This window comes from Micromonospora orduensis (genome assembly GCF_006228125.1).
GTDB classification, from domain to species: domain Bacteria; phylum Actinomycetota; class Actinomycetes; order Mycobacteriales; family Micromonosporaceae; genus Micromonospora; species Micromonospora orduensis.
The window spans coordinates 38,694-56,827 of record NZ_VDFY01000188.1; the positions used below are offsets into that span (position 1 = coordinate 38,694).

Consider the following 18,134-nt stretch of genomic DNA (forward strand, 5'->3'; position numbering starts at 1 on the left):
GGCCGGGTGGGCGGACAGCGAAAAGCCGACCGGAGGCACCCTCGGGGTACCTCCGGCCGGCTATGTCGGTTTGCGGATCTAGTTCGCCATCAACTCGGCGCCACGCCAGCTGAAATCGGGCTCCGTTGCGAACCGCTCGGTGATCTTCACGAGATCCTCCGCGTACTTGTTCGCGTGGTGCCCACAGAACACCAGCTCGCTCCCACCCGCCAGAGTGATCCGGAGCTTCCCGGCAGCATTGCAGCGGTCGCACCGTTCATCGGCGGCTGGGGGCGCCACCGTCTCGGGCGGCGGCGTGAGGGTCGGGGTCATCGCCTTCCTCCTCTGGTCGTCACCGATGAACAATCTCTTCGGTCGTTGCTCACCTATCGTGCAACACCCTTGACGGGCCTTGCCTTCCCTGTGTGCCCGCGGGGGACCGAGGTCACACATGGCAGGGACAGTGTGCCGTGCACCCAGGGTGCCACGTCAACGATCACATTCGTGCATCCGGACGATCACCATCTGGTGTTGCACACCAGGTGGTCAAAACGACACGTTCGGTTGACGAAACCCGCTCAGTCCAGGTAATCCCGGAGGACCTGCGAACGCGACGGGTGGCGCAGCTTGGACATCGTCTTGGACTCGATCTGCCGGATCCGCTCCCGGGTCACCCCGTAGACCTGGCCGATCTCGTCGAGCGTCCGCGGCTGACCGTCGGTCAGGCCGAACCGCAGGCGTACGACACCCGCCTCACGCTCGGAGAGCGTCTGCAGGACCTGCTGGAGCTGGTCCTGCAGGAGCGAGAACGAGACGGCGTCGACCGCGACCACAGCCTCGGAGTCCTCGATGAAGTCACCGAGCTGGCTGTCGCCCTCGTCGCCGATGGTCTGGTCCAGTGAGATGGGCTCCCGGGCGTACTGCTGGATCTCCAGCACCTTTTCCGGTGTGATGTCCATCTCCTTGGCCAGCTCCTCCGGCGTGGGCTCGCGGCCCAGGTCCTGGAGCAGCTCGCGCTGTATGCGGCCGAGCTTGTTGATGACCTCGACCATGTGCACCGGGATGCGGATGGTGCGGGCCTGGTCGGCCATGGCGCGGGTGATCGCCTGCCGGATCCACCAGGTGGCGTACGTGGAGAACTTGTAGCCCTTGGTGTAGTCGAACTTCTCCACGGCCCGGATCAGGCCGAGGTTGCCCTCCTGGATCAGGTCGAGGAAGGCCATGCCGCGACCCGTGTACCGCTTCGCGAGGGAGACGACGAGGCGGAGGTTGGCCTCCAGCAGGTGGTTCTTGGCGCGTTCGCCGTCGCGGGAGATCCAGCCGAGGTCGCGGACCATCTCGCGGGTGAGCTTCTCCTCGCCCTCGTCGGCCGCGCGCAGCCGCTCGGCGGCGTAGAGCCCGGCCTCGATGCGCTTGGCCAGCTCCACCTCCTGCTCGGCGTTGAGCAGGGGGACCTTGCCGATCTGCTTCAGGTACGCGCGGACCGAGTCGGCGGAGGCGGTCAGCTCGGCGTCGCGCCGGGCCTGCTTGAGCGCCTCGGACTCCTCGTCGTCCCACTCGAAGTCGTTGTCGGTGGCGGAGGCGGCGGCGTCGGTCTCGGCGGCCTGGGCCAGCTCGGCCGGCTCCTCGACGACCACGTCCTCGATGGTGGCGGCGAGCTCCTCGGGGTCGATCTCGCCGTCGGCGCCCTCGCCCTTGGCCTTGCCGGCCGCCTTGGCCGGCTTGGCGCCGGCTGCTGCGGCGACCGTCGCCTTGGTGGCCCGGGTCGACTTGGTGGCCTTCGCCGGCGCGGCGGCGGCCACGTCGGCGGTGCCGCCGGCGGCCTTGCGGGGGGCAACCTTCCGCGGGGCGGGCGTCGCCGACGCCTCGTCGGAGGCGGGCGCCTGCTTCGGGGCGGGGGCGGCGGCCTTCTTGGTGGTCTTGGCGGTGGTGGCCCGGGACGCCGGCGTCGTCGACCGGGCCGCGGCGACCCGGCGGCGGGTGCTCGCCGAGCCGTCCACCACCACGGTCACTCCCGCCTCGGAGAGCGCCCGCAGGATCTTCTTGGCCTGGGCCGGAGTCACCTCGGCGGACTCGACGGTGCGCGCGAGCTGGGCCGACGTGAGCTGACCACCGGCGCTCTGCGCGTGGGCGATCAGGGTGTCGGTGAGCGAGCGAACGTCGGCGCCGGTCTGGCGGGGTTCTGTCACGAATGACCTTCCGGAGGCGAAGAGCGGGCACGGCCGGGTCGTCCGGCACAGCATGGGTCAACCAGGCCGGGCGATGTGGTTGAGGGGCCCCCGTGTCCCGGGCCGGCCGGTGGTCGGCGGTCCGTGGCGCGTGGGCAGGGGTGAATTGTAACGCCGTCTGCGGCGATCATCCTGCGCCGCACTGCGTAACGGCGGTGAGACCGCCGATTCGGCGCTGATGTGGACTTTGTAAGGATGATACTCGCGTACGGCGCTGAGGGCTCGACCGTCGTCGCCGGCCGACGGTTGACCAGCGATGGTTGCCGTGGGCGGGCCGGGGAGCTGAGCACTTAGCGCACATTACCAACACAAAGCGCACATGCCGGTCAGACCCGACGCTGGCCGGCGTCGTTTTGTCGCCGCGACGATGGATCATGATGGGGCCCGTAGGGCGCCGGCGTGTGGAAAGGGACGAACCATGACCGGCTCGACGCCGACGCCGCAGGAGCTGCTCGCGATCGCGATCGACGTGGCACGGGAGGCGGCGGACACCGCGTACCGGATGCGGGCCGCGGGGGTCGAGGTCGCCGCGACCAAGTCCACAATCACCGACGTGGTCACCGCCGCCGACCGGGCCGTCGAGCGGCAGGTCCTGGACGCCCTGGCCACGATCCGCCCCGACGACTCGGTGCTCGGCGAGGAGTACGGCGCGGGTGCCCCCGGCGCGACGGGCAGCGGGGTGCGGTGGATCGTCGACCCGATCGACGGCACGGTCAACTACCTGTACGGGCTGGCGCACAGCGCCGTCTCGCTGGCCGCCGAGGTCGGCGGGGTGGTCGTCGCCGGGGTGGTCCGCAACGTGTTCACCGGCGAGGAGTGGACGGCCACCCTCGGCGGCGGCGCCTGGCGGGCGGGGCAGCGGTTGCGGTGCTCGACGGAGACCGACCTCGGGCAGGCGCTCGTCGCCACCGGCTTCGGCTACGACGCCGCGCGCCGCTCGCACCAGGCCCGGGTGGTCGCCGGACTGATTTCGCACGTGCGGGACATCCGGCGCCTCGGCGCCGCCGCCCTGGACCTCTGCCTGACCGCCGAGGGGCGGGTGGACGCGTACTTCGAGAAGGGTCTGGCGGCCTGGGACCAGGCCGCCGGCGGGTTGGTGGCGAGCGAGGCGGGGCTGCGGGTGGCCGGCCTGCGTGGGCTACCGGCCGGCCCGGACCTGGTCATCGCGGCGCCGGAGGCCCTCTTCGCGCCGCTGCACGACCGCCTGGACGACCTGGACGCCGCCGGCGGCCCCTGAGACGCCACCGACCGGCCGCGGGCTGCCCTGCTACTTCTTGACCGGCATCGGGCAGGTGCCCTTGGGCGCCTCCGGCGCCCCGGAGTCACCGAGGGACTGGTTGACCTCGGTGGTGGTGGCCAACTGCTGGAAGCCGTTGCCGAGCACGACGTCCACCGTGTCGTCGGTGCGCTTCTCGTCGTAGCCCGGGTCGGCCTCGTTGAGGAAGTACGCCTGCAAGAGGTGGGCCGAGCCGACGCCCTTCGGGCCGTACCGCAGCACCGCGATGCCGTCGACCTGCTTCTTCTCGTTCGCGGTCTTCTTGACCTGGAACTGCCGGTTGCTGAACTCGTCGGCGACCGTACGGGCGAGGCCGGGCTGGTTCGTGGCGTTGTAGACGTTGATCTTCACGTCCTTGCGCTCGCGCAGGGTCAGGTCGGCCAGCGGCCACCCCTCGGGGCAGCCCGCGGCGGTGCCCGCGTTGCCCTGGCTGTCGCGGACCACGGCCACGACGACGAAGACCAGGGCGATGACCGCCAGCAGACCGACGACGACGAGTGCTCGTACTCGCGCAAAACTCATCAGGGCGCTCCCCGGGACGTCAGGTGGGTGGCAACGATCTCTGACCGCCGGCCGTCGAATACGCCGCTGAGGTTAACGGTTGTCCGGCCGTCGCGTGGAAACAGTCCGACATGCCGGCGCGGCGACCGCGAACCGGGTACTACTACCCCTATCTTCGTGTCGCCTGAGTCACATTGGGAACAACTTCGCGTGCTGGGGCGTACATCTCAGCCGCAAGGGCGGTATACATGCCTCGCCCAAGGGGGGGTAAGGTTCCGCGCTCGCAGGGGAGTCGCCCCGGCGGTCCCGACCCGTACGGTCCCCGGGTCGGGTGCCCGACACAAGTGGTGGCCGGCCAGCGGAACCGAAACAGCGTCGTCCGGCGTTACAACCGGGAAGCGACAACATCGATATGGGAGAGTGAAACCGATGGCCACCGACTACGACGCCCCGCGTCGCGACGAGGTCGACCTCGGCGAGGACAGCCTGGAAGAGCTCAAGGCACGGCGCGTCGACTCACAGTCGGGCGCGGTGGACGTTGACGAGGCCGAGGTGGCCGAGAGCTTCGAGCTGCCCGGCGCCGACCTGGCCGACGAGGAGCTCACGGTCAAGGTGCTACCGATGCAGCAGGACGAGTTCCGGTGCGCCCGCTGCTTCCTGGTGCATCACCGCAGCCAGCTGGCTGTCGAGCGCAACGGCGAGCTGATCTGCCGCGAGTGCGTCTGACCCGCATGACACCAGCGGCGGCCTCCTGATCGGGGCCGCCGCTGCCGGTGTAGCCATGCGTGCCCGGTGGGTACCTGCTTGACTCGTAACGGGTAACCCACTGCACCGGGAGGTCCGACCCATGAGCGATCGAGGCGAGACCACCGACGGTGGTGCCGACGACCTCGGCGCCACCGTTGCCGCGTTGACCGCGGACGACATCGAGCCGGCCCGACGCCGTCAACTGCTGACCCGCATGGTCGGGCAGGCCCGCGCCCGGGGGATCTCCGACCTGTTCAAGCCCCGCTCCGCCGTGCGGTGGATGGTCGACACCGTCGCCGAGATCGCCCCGCACGTGCCGGTACGGGACCTGGCCACCCTGCGCGCGCACTTTCCGGGGCTGGACGACACCGCCCTGGCCGAGCGCCTGATCCGTAACGCCTCGCGGACCACCGCGGCGATCGGCGCGGCCGGCGGGGGAGTCGCCGCCGTCGAGTGGGCAGTGGCCCCGACCCTGCTCTCCGCGCCGGTGCTGCTCGCCGCCGAGACCGTCGCCGTGGTGGCGGTGGAGCTGAAGCTGGTCGGCGAGCTGCACGAGATCCACGGCGTGGAGCTGCCGGGCGCCGGCAGCCAACGGGCGGTCACCCTGGTGCACTCGTGGGCCACCCAGCGCGGCGTCAACCCGATGGTGCCCGGTGTCGGGGTGGGCGCGGTGCTCGGCACCGCCGCCCGCAAGGAGCTGCGGGACATGCTGCTGCGGCGCTTCGGCCGGAACCTCACCACGCTCGGGCCGTTCCTCACCGGCGCGGCGGTGGCCAGCTTCCTGAACCGTCGGGCCACCCAGCAGATGGCCGAGCAGCTTCAGGTGGACCTGCGCCGCCGTGGCATCGCCCGACCGGCGCCACCGCCGGAGCTGCCGGGCCCGCCCACGGGCACCTGAGCGGGCCGTCGGCGTCGGGTCAGCCCGGCTCGCCGGCCGGTCGGTCGGCGAGCCGCAGCGCGTCCCGGGCGGCCAGCACCGCCTCGGCCAGCTCCACCGGGCGCCGCGTGCTCACCACCCAGAAGGGCGTCGGGTCGGCCGGATCGTCGAGCACCACCTGCACGGCGCCGCCGATCCACGGCCGCTGCACCACGAAGGCGAGCGGATCGGCGCCCACCCCGAGCACCTCACGGCGGCCTGTCGCGTCCAACGGGACCACGTCGGCCACGAAACGCACAGGCAGTCGGGCGTCGTCCACCCGCAGCTCGGCGTCCACGACCGCGACCCGGATCCGACCCAGCCACCACAGACCGACGGCCGTCGCCGGCAGCAGCACCGCGAACGGCAGCCAGGCGCGGACGCCGGGGGCGCCCATCCAGACCTCGACGGCCAGCAGCGCGGCGGCCACCAGCCCCGCCAGCCACAGCCACCAGGGCAGATCCAGCCGCTCGGCGTACGCCGAGCGGGTGGCGACCGGCGACTGATCGGCGGACGGGGAGGGCGACATGCTCACTCCTGCGAGGGTACGGCGCACGACGGGCCGGCCAACCGGCAGGATGGCAGGGTCACCCCGTGAACCGGACAGAAGAGGGGACCCGTGACCGACGTCGTACCCGTGCCCGTGCCCGTGCGGCAGCTCGACGGTGAGCTGCCGCTGCCCACGTACGCCCATCCCGGCGACGCTGGCGCCGACCTGGTGGCGGCCACGGACGTGGAGCTGCCGCCCGGCGGCCGCGCCCTGGTGCCCACCGGCGTCGCCATCGCGTTGCCGGAGGGGTACGTGGGTCTGGTCCACCCCCGCTCCGGTCTGGCGGCGAGGCTCGGCGTGACCGTGCTCAACGCGCCCGGTACGGTCGACGCCGGCTACCGGGGTGAGATCCTGGTCAACCTGATCAACCATGATCGGGACACACCGGCGAAGATCTCCCGCGGCGACCGGATCGCCCAGCTCGTGGTGCAGCGGGTCGCGCGGGCCCGGTTCGAGCCGGTGGTCGAGCTGCCCGGGTCCCGGCGTGGGACCGGTGGGCACGGCTCCACCGGCGGACACGCCGGGTTGGTGCCGACGCCAGCGGGTCAGGGTCGTGTCGAGCAGCGGCCGGACGAGCCGGGACGCGGGCGGACGGAAGAGGTGGCAGGGTGAGCGTGAACAGCGGAGGGTGGGCGCAGTGATCTTCTCCCGAAAGCGGGCCGGTGCCGAGCGGCGCACCCGCGACGAGCGGACCACCGAGGTCCTCGACCAGGGTGCCGAGGCGTCCGCGCTGGTGCGCGGCCCGTACGACATCTCCGAGGTCGACGACGACGTGCAGCGGCTCGACCTGGGAAGCCTGCACATCCCGGCGATCGCCGAGGTGGAGGTACGGGTGCAGGCCGACCCGCAGGGCGTGGTTCAGCAGGTGGTGCTTGTGCACGGGGACAACGCGTTGCAGCTCGGCGTCTTCGCCGCCCCCCGGTCCGAGGGGATCTGGGACGAGGTGCGCGAGGAGATCCGCCAGTCGTTGCTGCGCGACGGTGCCGCCGCGCAGGAGGTCGAGGGCGAGTACGGCCCCGAGCTGCACGCCCAGGTGCGTACCCCGGACGGTCCGACGAACCTGCGGTTCGTCGGCGTCGACGGGCCGCGCTGGATGGTCCGCGGTGTCTTCCAGGGCCCGGTGGCGACCGACCCGGCCGCCGCTGGTCCGCTGGCCGAGTGCCTGGAGGGCCTGGTGGTCGACCGGGGCCACGAGGCGAAGCCGGTCCGTGAGCCGCTGCCGCTGCGGCTGCCCCGGGAGATCGCCGACCAGGCCGGCGCCGAGGACGGCTCCGCCGCCGCCGAGCCGCGCGAGGTCTGACCGACGCGCACCGGCCCGCCGGAATCGGCCCCGTCGGCGTACGCTGGCGGCACGGTTCCGGCGTCGCCGGGGCCGGCCGAGGCCGGTGAGCGTGGAGAGGGTGACGCGGAGGTCATGATGACCGACGAGGGCAGGGTGTCGCTGCGGCGGCTCCTGCAGCGGTTCACCGCCAGCGAGGCCGAGATCGACGCGCAGGAGCTGCGTCGGGAGAGCGCCGAGTGCGGCGGCATCCCGGCCCAGATGTGCTCCCGGGGCCAGGTGGTGTCGGTCGCCGGTCGGCTGCGCACCGTGGTCTACACCCCGCGGACCAACCTGCCCACGCTGGAGGCCGACCTGTACGACGGCAGTGACGTCGTCACCCTGGTCTGGCTGGGCCGGCGGCACATCGCCGGGATCGAGCCGGGGCGGCACCTGACCGCCCGCGGCCGGATGGCGGTGCGCGACGACCGCAAGGTCATCTACAACCCGTACTACGAGCTGGACGCGCCCAGGTGACGGCACTGCGGACGGAGGGCCGGCGATGACCACGGGACAGGACCGGGCGGCGCAGCCGGACACCGGCTCCGAGGACGACGAGCGCCTGCCGACGATCGCCGAGCAGATGGCCGACCAGCTCGGCGGCTGGCGGGGGCTGGTGGAGTCCAGCATCCCGGTGGTGGTCTTCGTCCTGGCCAACGTCATCGGCGAGCTGCGGCCCGCCGTGATCGCCTCGGTGGCTGTCGCGGTGCTGATCGCCGGGCTCCGGCTGGCGCAGCGCCGGCCGATCCGGCACGCGGTCAACGGGCTGTTCGGCGTCGGTGTCGGCGCGGCCATCGCCTGGCGTACGGGCGACGAACGGGATTTCTACCTGCCGGGCATCCTCTACGGCATCGGCTACGGCGTGGCCCTGCTGATCTCCGCGGCCATCCGGCAGCCGCTGGTCGGCTGGATCTGGTCGGTGCTTGTCGCCAAGGGCCGCTCGGAGTGGCGGGCCGACCCGAAGCTGGTGCGCACCTTCACCCAGCTGACGGTGCTCTGGGGCGTGGTCTGGCTGGCCAAGGTCGGCGTGCAGGCCGGCCTCTACCTGGCCCACCAGGACACCGCGCTGGGCGTGGCCCGGCTGGCCCTGGGCTACCCGCCGTACGCGCTGCTGCTGCTGATCACCGTCTGGACGGTGCGCCGGGTCACCCGGGAGCCGCAGCCCACCCCGCTGCCCGGCGCCTGAGCGTTCCAGGCGACCCTCAGCCGCGCGTTCAGCGCGAGCCGCGGGTCCGTTCGACGCTGTCCGCGCCGAGGATCACCGCGCGGACGTCGTCCTCCACCTCGGCGGTGCAGACGAAGATCAGCTCGTCGCCGGCCTCGATCGGGTCGTCCGGGCTGGGCACCAGGACCCGCTTGCCGCGCAGGATCGCCACCAGCGCGGAGTCGCGCGGCAACGGGACCGCGTGGATGGGCTGACCGACGTAGGGCGCGGTCGGCGGCAGGGTGATCTCGACGAGGTTGGCCTCGCCCTGCCGGAAGGTCATGAGTCGGACCAGGTCGCCGACGGTGACCGCCTCCTCGACAAGCGCGGCCATCACCCGCGGCTTGCTCACCGCGACGTCGACGCCCCACTGCTCGGTGAAGAGCCACTCGTTCTCGGCCCGGTTGACCCGGGCCACCACGCGCGGCACCGCGAACTCGGTCTTGGCCAACAGCGACAGCACCAGGTTGGTCTTGTCGTCGCCGGTGGCGGCGACCACCACGTCGCACCCGGCGACGTTCGCCTCCTCCAGGCTGGCCACCTCGCACGCGTCGGCGAGCACCCACTCGGCGGCCGGCACCCGGTCGGGGCGCAGCATCTTCGGCTGGCGCTCGATCAGCATCACCTGGTGGCCGTTGTCGATCAGCTCCTGGGCGATGGAGCGGCCCACGTTGCCCGCGCCCGCGATGGCGACCCGCATGGCTCAGTGCCCTCCTTCCGGCGGCGTCGCCGCCACCGACGTGACAGTCGCCACGATGTCGTCGCTGACCAGCATGAACACCTGGTCACCCTCCTGCACGACGCTGGAGGCGGTGGGCAGCGTGCCGATACCGAAGCGGATCAGGTAGGCCACCCGCGCCCCGGACGCCTCCTCCAGCGCGCGCACCGACCGGCCGATCCAGTCCTTGTGCACCGGAACCTCGACGATCGACACGGTGCTCGTGGGGTCGCGGAAGATCTCCACGTTGCCCTCCGGCACCAGGTGCCGCAGCATCCGGTCGGCGGTCCACCGCACTGTCGCCACGGTCGGGATGCCGAGGCGCTCGTACACCTGCGCCCGGCGCTGGTCGTAGATCCGGGCGGCCACCCGGGACACGCCGAACGTCTCGCGGGCCAGCCGCGCCGAGATGATGTTGGAGTTGTCGCCGCTGGAGACGGCCGCGAAGGCGTCCGCCCGCTCGATGCCGGCCTGCCGCAGCACCTCGCCGTCGAAGCCCGCCCCGGTCACCGTGATCCCGGCGAAGTCGGGGCCGAGCCGACGGAAGGCGTCGGCGTCCTGGTCGATCACCGCCACCGAGTGCCCCCGGGACTCCAGGCTGTGGGCGAGGGTCGACCCGACCCGGCCACAACCCATGATCACGACGTGCACGCTGTCCCTCCCAAAGGTGCTACCGCTCCCGCTGCCGGTGGCCTCTCGATGCGAGCCTGCCACGTCCCGGTGCGCGGCGGGGACCGACCGTACCCCGTGGCGCGCGGCGGTCACGATCGCCCACCCCCGCGCTCCCGCCGTCGTGGTCGTACCCTTGGCGTTCGTGGCCAGTCCCACCTCGCTGCTGAAGCGGCTGCTCCTCGGTCGACCGTTCCGGTCCGACCGGCTGCAGCACACCCTCCTGCCGAAGCGCATCGCGCTACCCGTGTTCGCCTCCGACGCGCTGTCCAGCGTCGCGTACGCGCCCGACGAGATCCTCCTGACCCTCTCCATCGCCGGCGCCTCCGCGTACGTCTTCTCGCCGTGGATCGCCCTCGCGGTGGTCGTGGTGATGCTCACGGTGGTGGCCAGCTACCGGCAGAACGTGCACGCCTACCCCTCCGGTGGGGGTGACTACGAGGTGGCCACGGTCAACCTGGGGCCGAAGTTCGGGGTCGGCGTGGCAAGCGCGCTGCTCGTCGACTACGTGCTCACGGTGGCGGTGTCGGTCTCCTCCGGGGTGGCCAACCTGGGCTCCGTGGTGCCGTTCGTGGCCACCCACAAGGTCCTCATCGCGGTGATCGCGGTGGTCCTGCTGACCGCCGTCAACCTGCGCGGGCTCCGCGAGTCGGGCACCGCGTTCGCCATCCCCACCTACGGCTTCGTCATCGTGATGGGCGGGATGCTGTTCACCGGGCTGTTCCGGGTCTTCGTGCTCGGTGACGACCTCCGCGCGCCCAGTGCCGACCTGGTGATCCAGGCCGAGCACAGCGTGACCGGCTTCGCGCTGGTCTTCCTGCTGCTGCGGACGTTCAGCTCGGGCGCCGCCGCGCTCACCGGTGTCGAGGCGATCTCCAACGGGGTGCCGGCCTTCAAGGCGCCGAAGAGCCGCAACGCCGCCACCACGCTGCTGCTCCTGGGCGCGATCGCCGTGAGCCTGCTCGTCGGGATCATCTGGCTGGCCCGGCTGACCCGCCTGCAGTTCGTCGAGGACCCGGCCCTGCAGATCGTCTCCGGCCCCGACGGGTACGTGCAGAAGACGGTCACCACCCAGCTCGGCGAGACGGTCTTCGGCTCCGGCTCGATCCTGCTCTACGTGGTGGCCGGGATGACCGCGTTGATCCTCTTCCTGGCCGCGAACACCGCGTTCAACGGCTTCCCGGTGCTCGGCTCGATCCTCGCCCAGGACCGCTATCTCCCCCGCCAGTTCCACACCCGTGGCGACCGGCTGGCCTTCTCCAACGGCATCACCTTCCTCGCCCTCTTCGCGATCGTGCTGATCGTCGGCTTCCAGGCCGAGGTGACCCGACTCATCCAGCTCTACATCGTCGGGGTCTTCGTCTCGTTCACCGTCTCCCAGGCTGGCATGATCCGGCACTGGAACCGGCGGCTGCGTACCGAGCGGGATCCCGAGGCGCGGCAGCGGATGCACCGCTCCCGGGCCATCAACACCTTCGGGACGGGTCTGACCGGAACGGTGCTGGTGATCGTCCTGGTCACCAAGTTCCTGCTCGGCGCCTGGATCGCGATCGCCGCGATGGCGGTGATCTACCTGTTGATGCTGGCCATCCGCCGGCACTACGACCGGATCGCCGTCGAACTGACCCCACCAGACGAGGGCCGGGCCGTGCTGCCCGCCCGCAACCACGCGATCGTGCTGGTCAGCAAGCTGCACCAGCCGACCCTGCGGGCCATCGCGTACGCCCGGGCCACCCGGCCGGACACGTTGACCGCCGTGACGGTCAACGTGGACGAGGAGGACACCCGGGCTCTGCAGGCCGAGTGGGAGCGGCGGGAGATGGCCATCCCGCTCACCGTGATCGACTCGCCGTACCGGGAGATCACCCGGCCGATCCTGGACTTCGTCGCCTCCACCCGCCGCAAGTCGCCCCGCGACGTGGTGACGGTCTTCATCCCTGAGTACGTGGTCGGCCGCTGGTGGGAGAACCTGCTGCACAACCAGAGCGCGCTGCGTCTCAAGGGCCGCCTGCTCTTCGAACCGGGGGTGATGGTGGTAAGCGTGCCGTGGCAGCTCGCCTCGACGGCGAGCAAGAACCTGGACCGGTTGGACGCCACGCTGTCCCGGACCCCGGCGCGGGGCCCCCGGATGGGTCTGCGCGGCGCGCCGTCCCCGGACGTGCCGCCGGTGGTCTCCACGCCGACCGGCGACGGCGTCCCGGGTGCCGGTGACCCTGTCGACCAGGGTCAGGGCGGTGCCGGCCGTGACTGAGCCGGACGTGGGCGGCGCCGCGACACCGCTGTCGCCGGAGCGCGGGCTGGCCGAGGCCGAACGCGTCGAACTGACAGTGGACGCCGTCGCGCCCGGCGGGCACTGCGTGGCCCGGGTGGACGGCCAGGTCGTCTTCGTCCGGCACGCGCTGCCCGGCGAGCGGGTGATCGCCGAGGTCACCGAGGTGCACAAGGGGTTCGTCCGGGCCGACGCGGTGACCGTGCTGGACGCCTCGCCGGACCGGGTGGAGCCGCCCTGCCCGTACGCGAAGCCGGGCGCCTGCGGTGGCTGCGACCTGCAGCACGTCGCCCCGGACGCCCAGCTGGCGTGGAAGGCCGCCGTGCTGCGCGAGCAGTTGACCCGCCTCGGCGGGTTGAGCGACGACGAGCTGGACGGGCTCGGCGTCCGGGTCGAGGCGCTGCCCGGCGGGCTGCTGGGCTGGCGCTCGCGGGTCCGCTACGCGGTGGACGCCGCGGACCGCGCCGGCCTGCTCAAGCACCGCTCGCACGAGGTGGTGCCGATCGACCGCTGCCGGATCGCCCACCCGGCCATCCAGCAGCTCCCGGTGCTCACCCCGAGCGGGGCGAGCTGGCCGGCCGCCGACGCGGTGGAGACCGTCGCCAGCACCGGCGGGGACGTGACAGTCGCCCAGGTCCACGACGGGGTGTCCGCCCCGGTGCGCGGGCCGGCCGAGGTCCGCGAGGTGGCCGCCGGACGGGACTGGACGCTGCCCGCGTCCGCGTTCTGGCAGGTGCACCCGGCGGCGGCCGACACGCTGTCCACGGCCGTGCTGGAGCTGCTGGACCCGCGGCCGGGCGAGCGGGCCTGGGACCTGTACGGCGGGGCCGGGCTGTTCGCCGCCGGGCTGGCCACCCGGGTCGGCGCGACCGGCCGGGTGACCCTCGTGGAGGCCGCGCCGCTGGGCGTCGCCGCCGCCCGGCGGAACCTGGCCGACCTGCCCCACGTCGAGGTGGTGTCGGCCCGGGTGGAGACCGCGCTGGCCCGCCGACGGATCACCGGCCCGGTCGACGTGGTGGTGCTCGACCCACCCCGCTCCGGCGCCGGTGCCCCGGTCGTGCGCGCGCTCGTCGACGCCGGCCCGCGGGCTGTCGCGTACGTGGCGTGCGACCCGGCCGCCTTCGCCCGGGACGTGCGCACGTTCGCCGGCCTGGGCTGGCGACTGGCCGCGCTGCGCGGGTTCGACCTGTTCCCGATGACGCAGCACGTCGAGTGTGTCGGGCTGCTGCTCCCGGCGGACGGGCGCTGATGCGCGTCGTCGGCCTGATGTCGGGCACGTCGTACGACGGGGTGGACGTCGTCGCGGCGGAGTTCGACGTCGAGGGGGACACCCTGTGGCTGCGGCCGCTGGGACACCGCGGCCTGGACTACGACGAGGGGCTGCGCGCCGAGATCGCCGCGCTGCTGCCGCCGGCGGCCACCACCATCGAGGCGGTCTGCCGGCTCGACAACCGCCTCGGCGAGGTCTTCGCCGACGCGGCGGCCATCGGCCTGGAACTGGCCGGTGGGACTGTCGACGCGGTGGTCTCGCCCGGCCAGACGGTCTTCCACTGGGTCGCCGACGGCACGGCCCGGGGCACCCTGCAACTGGGCGCGGTGGCCCGGGTGGCCGCCCGGGTCGGCGTACCGGTGCTCAGTGACCTGCGCTCGGCGGACATCGCCGTCGGCGGGCAGGGCGCGCCGCTGGTGCCGGCCTTCGACGCGCTGCTGCTCGACGTCGCCGCCGGGCCGCGCGCGGCGCTGAACCTCGGCGGCATCGCGAACCTCACAGTGGTCGCGCCGGGGGCGCCGGTCCTCGGGTACGACGTGGGTCCGGCCAACGCCCTGCTGGACGCGGCGGCCCGTCGCTTCCTCGACCAGCCGTGTGACCTCGACGGCGCGCGGGCGGCGGCCGGCCGGGTGCACCAGGGGCTGCTCGCCGCGTTGCTGGCCGAGCCGTACTATGCGGCGCCGCCGCCCAAGTCCACAGGCAAGGAGCTGTTCCACGCCGGCTACCTGGACCGGCACCTCGCCGCGCTCGGCGAGCCGGTGCCGGTGGACGACCTGCTCGCCACCCTCACCGAGCTGACCGCGCGGGTGGTCGTCGCCGAGTGCGACAGGCACGGTGTGGTCGAGGTCATCGCGGCCGGCGGCGGTGTGCGCAATCCCACCCTGCTGGGGCGGCTCGCCGCGCTGGGCGCCGACAGGTGGCGACTGCGCCGCACCGACGAGCTGGGCGTGCCCGCGCAGGCCAAGGAGGCGTACGCGTTCGCGCTGCTCGGCTGGCTGTCCTGGCACGGCCTGCCCGGATCGATCCCGTCGGTGACCGGCGCCTCCCGTGGGGCGGTGCTCGGCTCGTGGACTCCGGCCGGTCCGGCGTACCCGGGCACCCCGGCCAGCCCGCCGCGTCGGCTGCGGATCCGTCCCTGAGCAGGCGCTCAGCCGTCGGACGTGGCCCGGGCGGCTCGGGTCGGGCTGCGGAGTACCGGGCGGCCGATAGACTCTCCGGTCATGAGCGTTGAAGAGGACACGGTCAACCACGGCCGGTTGCTGGGGACGGTCCGCGGTCCGCAGGACGTCAAGCGGATGTCGGGCGAGGAATTGGACGTTCTCGCCGCGGAGATCCGGGACTTCCTGATCGCGAAGGTCTCCCGCACCGGCGGGCACGTCGGGCCCAACCTCGGTGTGGTCGAGCTGACGCTCGCCATGCACCGCGTCTTCGACTCCCCCCGCGACCGGCTCCTGTTCGACACCGGCCACCAGGCGTACGTGCACAAGATCCTCACCGGGCGTCAGGCCGGCTTCGACAAGCTCCGCCAGCGCGGTGGCCTCTCCGGCTACCCCAGCCAGGCCGAGAGCGAGCACGACCTGATCGAGAACTCGCACGCCTCCACCGCGCTCTCCTATGCCGACGGCCTGGCCAAGGCGTACGCCCTGCGGGGCGAGGCGCGCAGCGTCGTGGCGGTGGTCGGCGACGGCGCGCTCACCGGCGGCATGTGCTGGGAGGCGCTCAACAACATCGCCACCGCCGGCAACTCGCTCGTCATCGTGGTCAACGACAACGGCCGGTCGTACTCGCCGACAATCGGCGGCCTGGCCGACCACCTCTCCTCGCTGCGCCTCAACCCGGGCTACGAGAAGGTCCTCGACACGGTCAAGGACGCCCTCGGCTCCACCCCGCTGGTCGGCAAGCCCATGTACGAGGTGCTGCACGCCGTCAAGAAGGGCATCAAGGACGCGGTCGCCCCGCAGGCCATGTTCGAGGACCTCGGCATCAAGTACGTCGGCCCGGTCGACGGGCACGACGTGGCGGCGGTCGAGGCGGCGCTGCGCGCGGCGAAGAACTTCGGCGGCCCGGTGATCGTGCACGCGGTCACCCGCAAGGGCTACGGCTACCGCCCGGCCGAGGAGGACGAGGCGGACTGCCTGCACGGCCCCGGCGGCGCCTTCGACGTGGAGACCGGCGCGCTGCTGGCCGCCCCGGCGGTGAAGTGGACGCACGTCTTCGCCGACGAGCTGCTGGCCGTCGCCGACGAGCGGCCGGACGTGGTGGGGATCACCGCCGCCATGGCCGAGCCGACAGGCATCGCGAAGCTGGCCCGCAAGTACCCCGAGCGGGTGTACGACGTGGGCATCGCCGAGCAGCACGCCGCCACCTCGGCGGCCGGGCTGGCCCTGGGTGGCCTGCACCCGGTGGTCGCGGTCTACGCCACCTTCCTCAACCGCGCCTTCGACCAGGTCCTGCTGGACGTGGCGATGCACAAGCTGCCGGTGACCTTCGTGCTGGACCGGGCGGGCATCACCGGCCCGGACGGCCCCAGCCACTACGGCATCTGGGACATGTCGGTGTTCGGTGTGGTGCCCGGGCTGCGGATCGCCGCGCCCCGGGACGCCGCCACGCTGCGCGAGGAGCTGCGCGAGGCGCTGGCCGTCGACGACGGCCCCACCGTGGTGCGCTTCCCGACCGGCACCGTCGCCGCGGACCTGCCGGCGCTGCGCCGGGTCGGCCCGGTCGACGTGCTGGCCGAATCGGCGCGTACCGACGTGCTGCTGGTCGCCGTCGGCTCCTTCGGCCAACTCGGCATGGAGGTGGCCGCCCGGGTCGCCGAGCACGGCTACGGCGTCACAGTCGTCGACCCGCGCTGGGTGCGTCCGGTCCCGGCGGAGCTGGTCGACCTGGCCGCCCGTCACCGGCTCGTGGTGAGCGTCGAGGACGGCGTCCGCGTCGGCGGGGTGGGCGACGCGCTCGCCCAGGCGATGCGGGACGCCGACGTCCGGGTGCCGCTCAAGGACCTGGGCGTACCGGCCGACTGGCACCCGCACGGCACCCGCGCGCAGATCCTCGCCGACCTGGGCCTCACGGCGCAGGACGTGGCCCGCGACGTCACCGGCTGGATCTCCGGCCTGGACGCCACCCCGGACCGCCTCACCCCCAGCGACGCGGCCGCGCAGAACTAGCAGGCGCACACGACGGCGGGCATCCCCTCGGGGGTGCCCGCCGTCGCCGTGCCGCGCCGATATCCCGCCCCGGCGCGGCGGCGGGGGATCAGCGGGGGCTCACCGAGCGGTAGTGGGTCTTGTCGGTGTTGGCGAGGCTGTAGGTCTGCGTCCGGGTGGGCTCGGGGACGACCACCAGGCCGGGACGTTCGACGAGCAACGGCGTTCCCGGCGGCACGGAGAGGGAGCTGTCCCGGGTGGCCCGCCAACTGAGCACCACCAGGGGCTGCCCCGGCACCGGCAGCTGGTACGTCTGCAACGGGGTGGCCCGGTCGGCCGGCGAGACCACCGGAGCGCTCCCGTCCGCCGGCCGGTAGATCACGGCGGTCATCGTGCCGGCGTCGGTGTCCCAGCTCAACTGCTGCAACTCGGCCGCCTCGCCGCCGCCGAGGGCGACCTCGCCGAGCGAGCGGACGGTCAGCTTCGCCATCGGCCAGGACGTCGGCACCGAGCGCGGCGCGTCCCGGTCGCCGACGCGGCGGGGGATGCTCCCGAACGGGCCGCGGTCACCGGCCAGCACGCAGGTGTCCAGGCCGGTGAGCGCACGTCGACCGGCACCGGACTCGTCGCGGACCAGCGGATAGCGCGGGTCGACGGTGCCGGTGCCCAGGTCGAGCAGTCGGTCGGCGGCCCGTCCCCGGGGCAGCGACTCGGTGGCCCGCAGGGTCGCGGTCACCGGTACCGCCGCGCAGGCCGGAACGTCGACCGGCGCGCTGAGCCCGTCGGCCACGGCCAGCGCCCGGCCCTGTGGCCCGAGCAGCGTCTGCACCCGGGCCGACACCAGGTAGCGCCGGCCGCCGGCGGTCTGCACCGGCAGCACGTCGGAGTAGACCAGGTAGCCGGGATCGGTGTACTCGGAGGCGCGGGTGATGGCGTACCGGTCGCCGTCACGGGTGAGTTGCAGCAGCCAGGAGGCGCTTTCGCCGGGTACGTCGGCGGCGACCAGGGCCACCGGGGCGCCGTCGACACGGCCGGAGAAGAGGATGCCGGACGAGGGCAGGTGCGCCCGGTCGTCGGCAGGTGACCGCCAGTCCCGCACCGCGTCGGTGACCGCCGCCGTCGCCGCCGCGTCGCCGGCCAGGTCGCCCCGGGGCGGCCACACCGCAAGCGAGCCGTCCAGGCTGTCGTACCCGACCCGCAGGTCCTTCGGTTGACGGTCGGCGACCGGACCGCACGCCGTCGCGGCCAGCACCACGCCCAGCAGGACGGTGAGGGCCCTGCCGTGCCGACGGCCTGGAGTCACCTGGTCCGCCCCCGATCGCCTCGCCGTCGCTGTCGGAAAG

Annotated in this window: 18 protein-coding genes; 11 read left to right on the top strand and 7 right to left on the bottom strand. The window is 73.0% G+C overall.

Features of this window, described 5'->3' with window-relative positions:
* Positions 1 to 78 precede the first annotated feature (78 nt).
* Together FHG89_RS21385 and FHG89_RS21390 are read right to left on the bottom strand one after the other, a co-directional pair.
* A complete protein-coding gene (locus tag FHG89_RS21385; protein ID WP_139586187.1) occupies positions 79 to 312 on the bottom strand; it encodes a DUF7455 domain-containing protein in 234 nt (77 codons plus the stop codon).
* A 245-nt stretch (positions 313 to 557) separates the two neighbouring features.
* The gene (locus tag FHG89_RS21390) at positions 558 to 2,168 is read right to left on the bottom strand and encodes an RNA polymerase sigma factor (RefSeq protein ID WP_139586188.1); all 1,611 of its coding nucleotides are present in this window, start codon (positions 2,166 to 2,168) and stop codon (positions 558 to 560) included.
* Positions 2,169 to 2,625: 457 nt separating this feature from the next.
* On the opposite strand from FHG89_RS21390, the gene FHG89_RS21395 reads away from it, so the two are divergent.
* Positions 2,626 to 3,444: an inositol monophosphatase family protein gene (locus FHG89_RS21395; protein ID WP_139586189.1), complete on the top strand. Its 819-nt coding sequence runs from the start codon at positions 2,626 to 2,628 to the stop codon at positions 3,442 to 3,444.
* Between the two features lie 30 nt (positions 3,445 to 3,474).
* On the opposite strand, the gene FHG89_RS21400 is transcribed toward FHG89_RS21395, so the two are convergent.
* Positions 3,475 to 4,005 carry a LytR C-terminal domain-containing protein gene (locus FHG89_RS21400; protein WP_139586190.1) on the bottom strand — a complete coding sequence of 177 codons (531 nt, stop codon included), beginning with the start codon at positions 4,003 to 4,005 and terminating at the stop codon, positions 3,475 to 3,477.
* Between the two features lie 408 nt (positions 4,006 to 4,413).
* On the opposite strand from FHG89_RS21400, the gene FHG89_RS21405 reads away from it, so the two are divergent.
* The gene (locus FHG89_RS21405; protein WP_007075406.1) at positions 4,414 to 4,710 is read left to right on the top strand and encodes a DUF4193 domain-containing protein; all 297 of its coding nucleotides are present in this window, start codon (positions 4,414 to 4,416) and stop codon (positions 4,708 to 4,710) included.
* A 121-nt stretch (positions 4,711 to 4,831) separates the two neighbouring features.
* On the top strand, positions 4,832 to 5,629 hold the full coding sequence (locus FHG89_RS21410; RefSeq protein ID WP_139586191.1) for a hypothetical protein: 798 nt from the start codon (positions 4,832 to 4,834) through the stop codon (positions 5,627 to 5,629).
* Between the two features lie 19 nt (positions 5,630 to 5,648).
* Here the strand turns inward: FHG89_RS21410 and FHG89_RS21415 are convergent, their stop codons facing one another.
* On the bottom strand, positions 5,649 to 6,182 hold the full coding sequence (locus FHG89_RS21415) for a DUF3093 domain-containing protein (protein ID WP_425280197.1): 534 nt from the start codon (positions 6,180 to 6,182) through the stop codon (positions 5,649 to 5,651).
* An 84-nt stretch (positions 6,183 to 6,266) separates the two neighbouring features.
* Between FHG89_RS21415 and dut the strand changes: the two genes are divergently transcribed.
* The 4 genes from dut (at position 6,267) to FHG89_RS21435 (ending at position 8,701) form a co-directional block, all read left to right on the top strand.
* Positions 6,267 to 6,809, top strand: coding sequence for a dUTP diphosphatase (gene dut, locus FHG89_RS21420; protein WP_139586193.1), 543 nt, complete (start codon positions 6,267 to 6,269; stop codon positions 6,807 to 6,809).
* 25 nt (positions 6,810 to 6,834) lie between these two features.
* Positions 6,835 to 7,497, top strand: a complete 663-nt coding sequence (locus tag FHG89_RS21425; RefSeq protein ID WP_139586194.1) for a DUF3710 domain-containing protein — start codon at positions 6,835 to 6,837, stop codon at positions 7,495 to 7,497.
* A 114-nt stretch (positions 7,498 to 7,611) separates the two neighbouring features.
* Entirely contained in the window at positions 7,612 to 7,992 is a 381-nt protein-coding gene (locus FHG89_RS21430; protein ID WP_139586195.1) for an OB-fold nucleic acid binding domain-containing protein, read from the top strand.
* A gap of 25 nt (positions 7,993 to 8,017) precedes the next feature.
* Positions 8,018 to 8,701 carry a DUF3159 domain-containing protein gene (locus tag FHG89_RS21435; RefSeq protein ID WP_139586196.1) on the top strand — a complete coding sequence of 228 codons (684 nt, stop codon included), beginning with the start codon at positions 8,018 to 8,020 and terminating at the stop codon, positions 8,699 to 8,701.
* A gap of 28 nt (positions 8,702 to 8,729) precedes the next feature.
* Here the strand turns inward: FHG89_RS21435 and FHG89_RS21440 are convergent, their stop codons facing one another.
* Both FHG89_RS21440 and FHG89_RS21445 read right to left on the bottom strand, forming a co-directional pair.
* A complete protein-coding gene (locus FHG89_RS21440) occupies positions 8,730 to 9,419 on the bottom strand; it encodes a potassium channel family protein (protein WP_139586197.1) in 690 nt (229 codons plus the stop codon).
* Between the two features lie 3 nt (positions 9,420 to 9,422).
* Entirely contained in the window at positions 9,423 to 10,088 is a 666-nt protein-coding gene (locus FHG89_RS21445) for a potassium channel family protein (protein WP_139586198.1), read from the bottom strand.
* A 163-nt stretch (positions 10,089 to 10,251) separates the two neighbouring features.
* Here FHG89_RS21445 and FHG89_RS21450 point away from each other — a divergent pair, with 163 nt between their 5' ends.
* The 4 genes from FHG89_RS21450 to dxs all read left to right on the top strand — a co-directional run bounded on the left by FHG89_RS21450 (position 10,252) and on the right by dxs (position 16,812).
* Positions 10,252 to 12,357: an APC family permease gene (locus tag FHG89_RS21450; protein WP_244295681.1), complete on the top strand. Its 2,106-nt coding sequence runs from the start codon at positions 10,252 to 10,254 to the stop codon at positions 12,355 to 12,357.
* A gap of 28 nt (positions 12,358 to 12,385) precedes the next feature.
* Complete coding sequence (locus tag FHG89_RS21455; protein ID WP_139586227.1) at positions 12,386 to 13,624, top strand: class I SAM-dependent RNA methyltransferase; 1,239 nt, start codon at positions 12,386 to 12,388, stop codon at positions 13,622 to 13,624.
* Positions 13,624 to 14,784, top strand: a complete 1,161-nt coding sequence (locus FHG89_RS21460) for an anhydro-N-acetylmuramic acid kinase (RefSeq protein ID WP_139586199.1) — start codon at positions 13,624 to 13,626, stop codon at positions 14,782 to 14,784. The genes FHG89_RS21455 and FHG89_RS21460 overlap by 1 nt, the downstream gene beginning before the upstream one ends.
* Positions 14,785 to 14,865: 81 nt before the next feature.
* A complete protein-coding gene (dxs, locus tag FHG89_RS21465) occupies positions 14,866 to 16,812 on the top strand; it encodes a 1-deoxy-D-xylulose-5-phosphate synthase (protein ID WP_139586200.1) in 1,947 nt (648 codons plus the stop codon).
* Positions 16,813 to 16,900: 88 nt separating this feature from the next.
* Here the strand turns inward: dxs and FHG89_RS21470 are convergent, their stop codons facing one another.
* The gene (locus tag FHG89_RS21470) at positions 16,901 to 18,094 is read right to left on the bottom strand and encodes a hypothetical protein (protein WP_139586201.1); all 1,194 of its coding nucleotides are present in this window, start codon (positions 18,092 to 18,094) and stop codon (positions 16,901 to 16,903) included.
* Positions 18,095 to 18,134 lie beyond the last annotated feature (40 nt).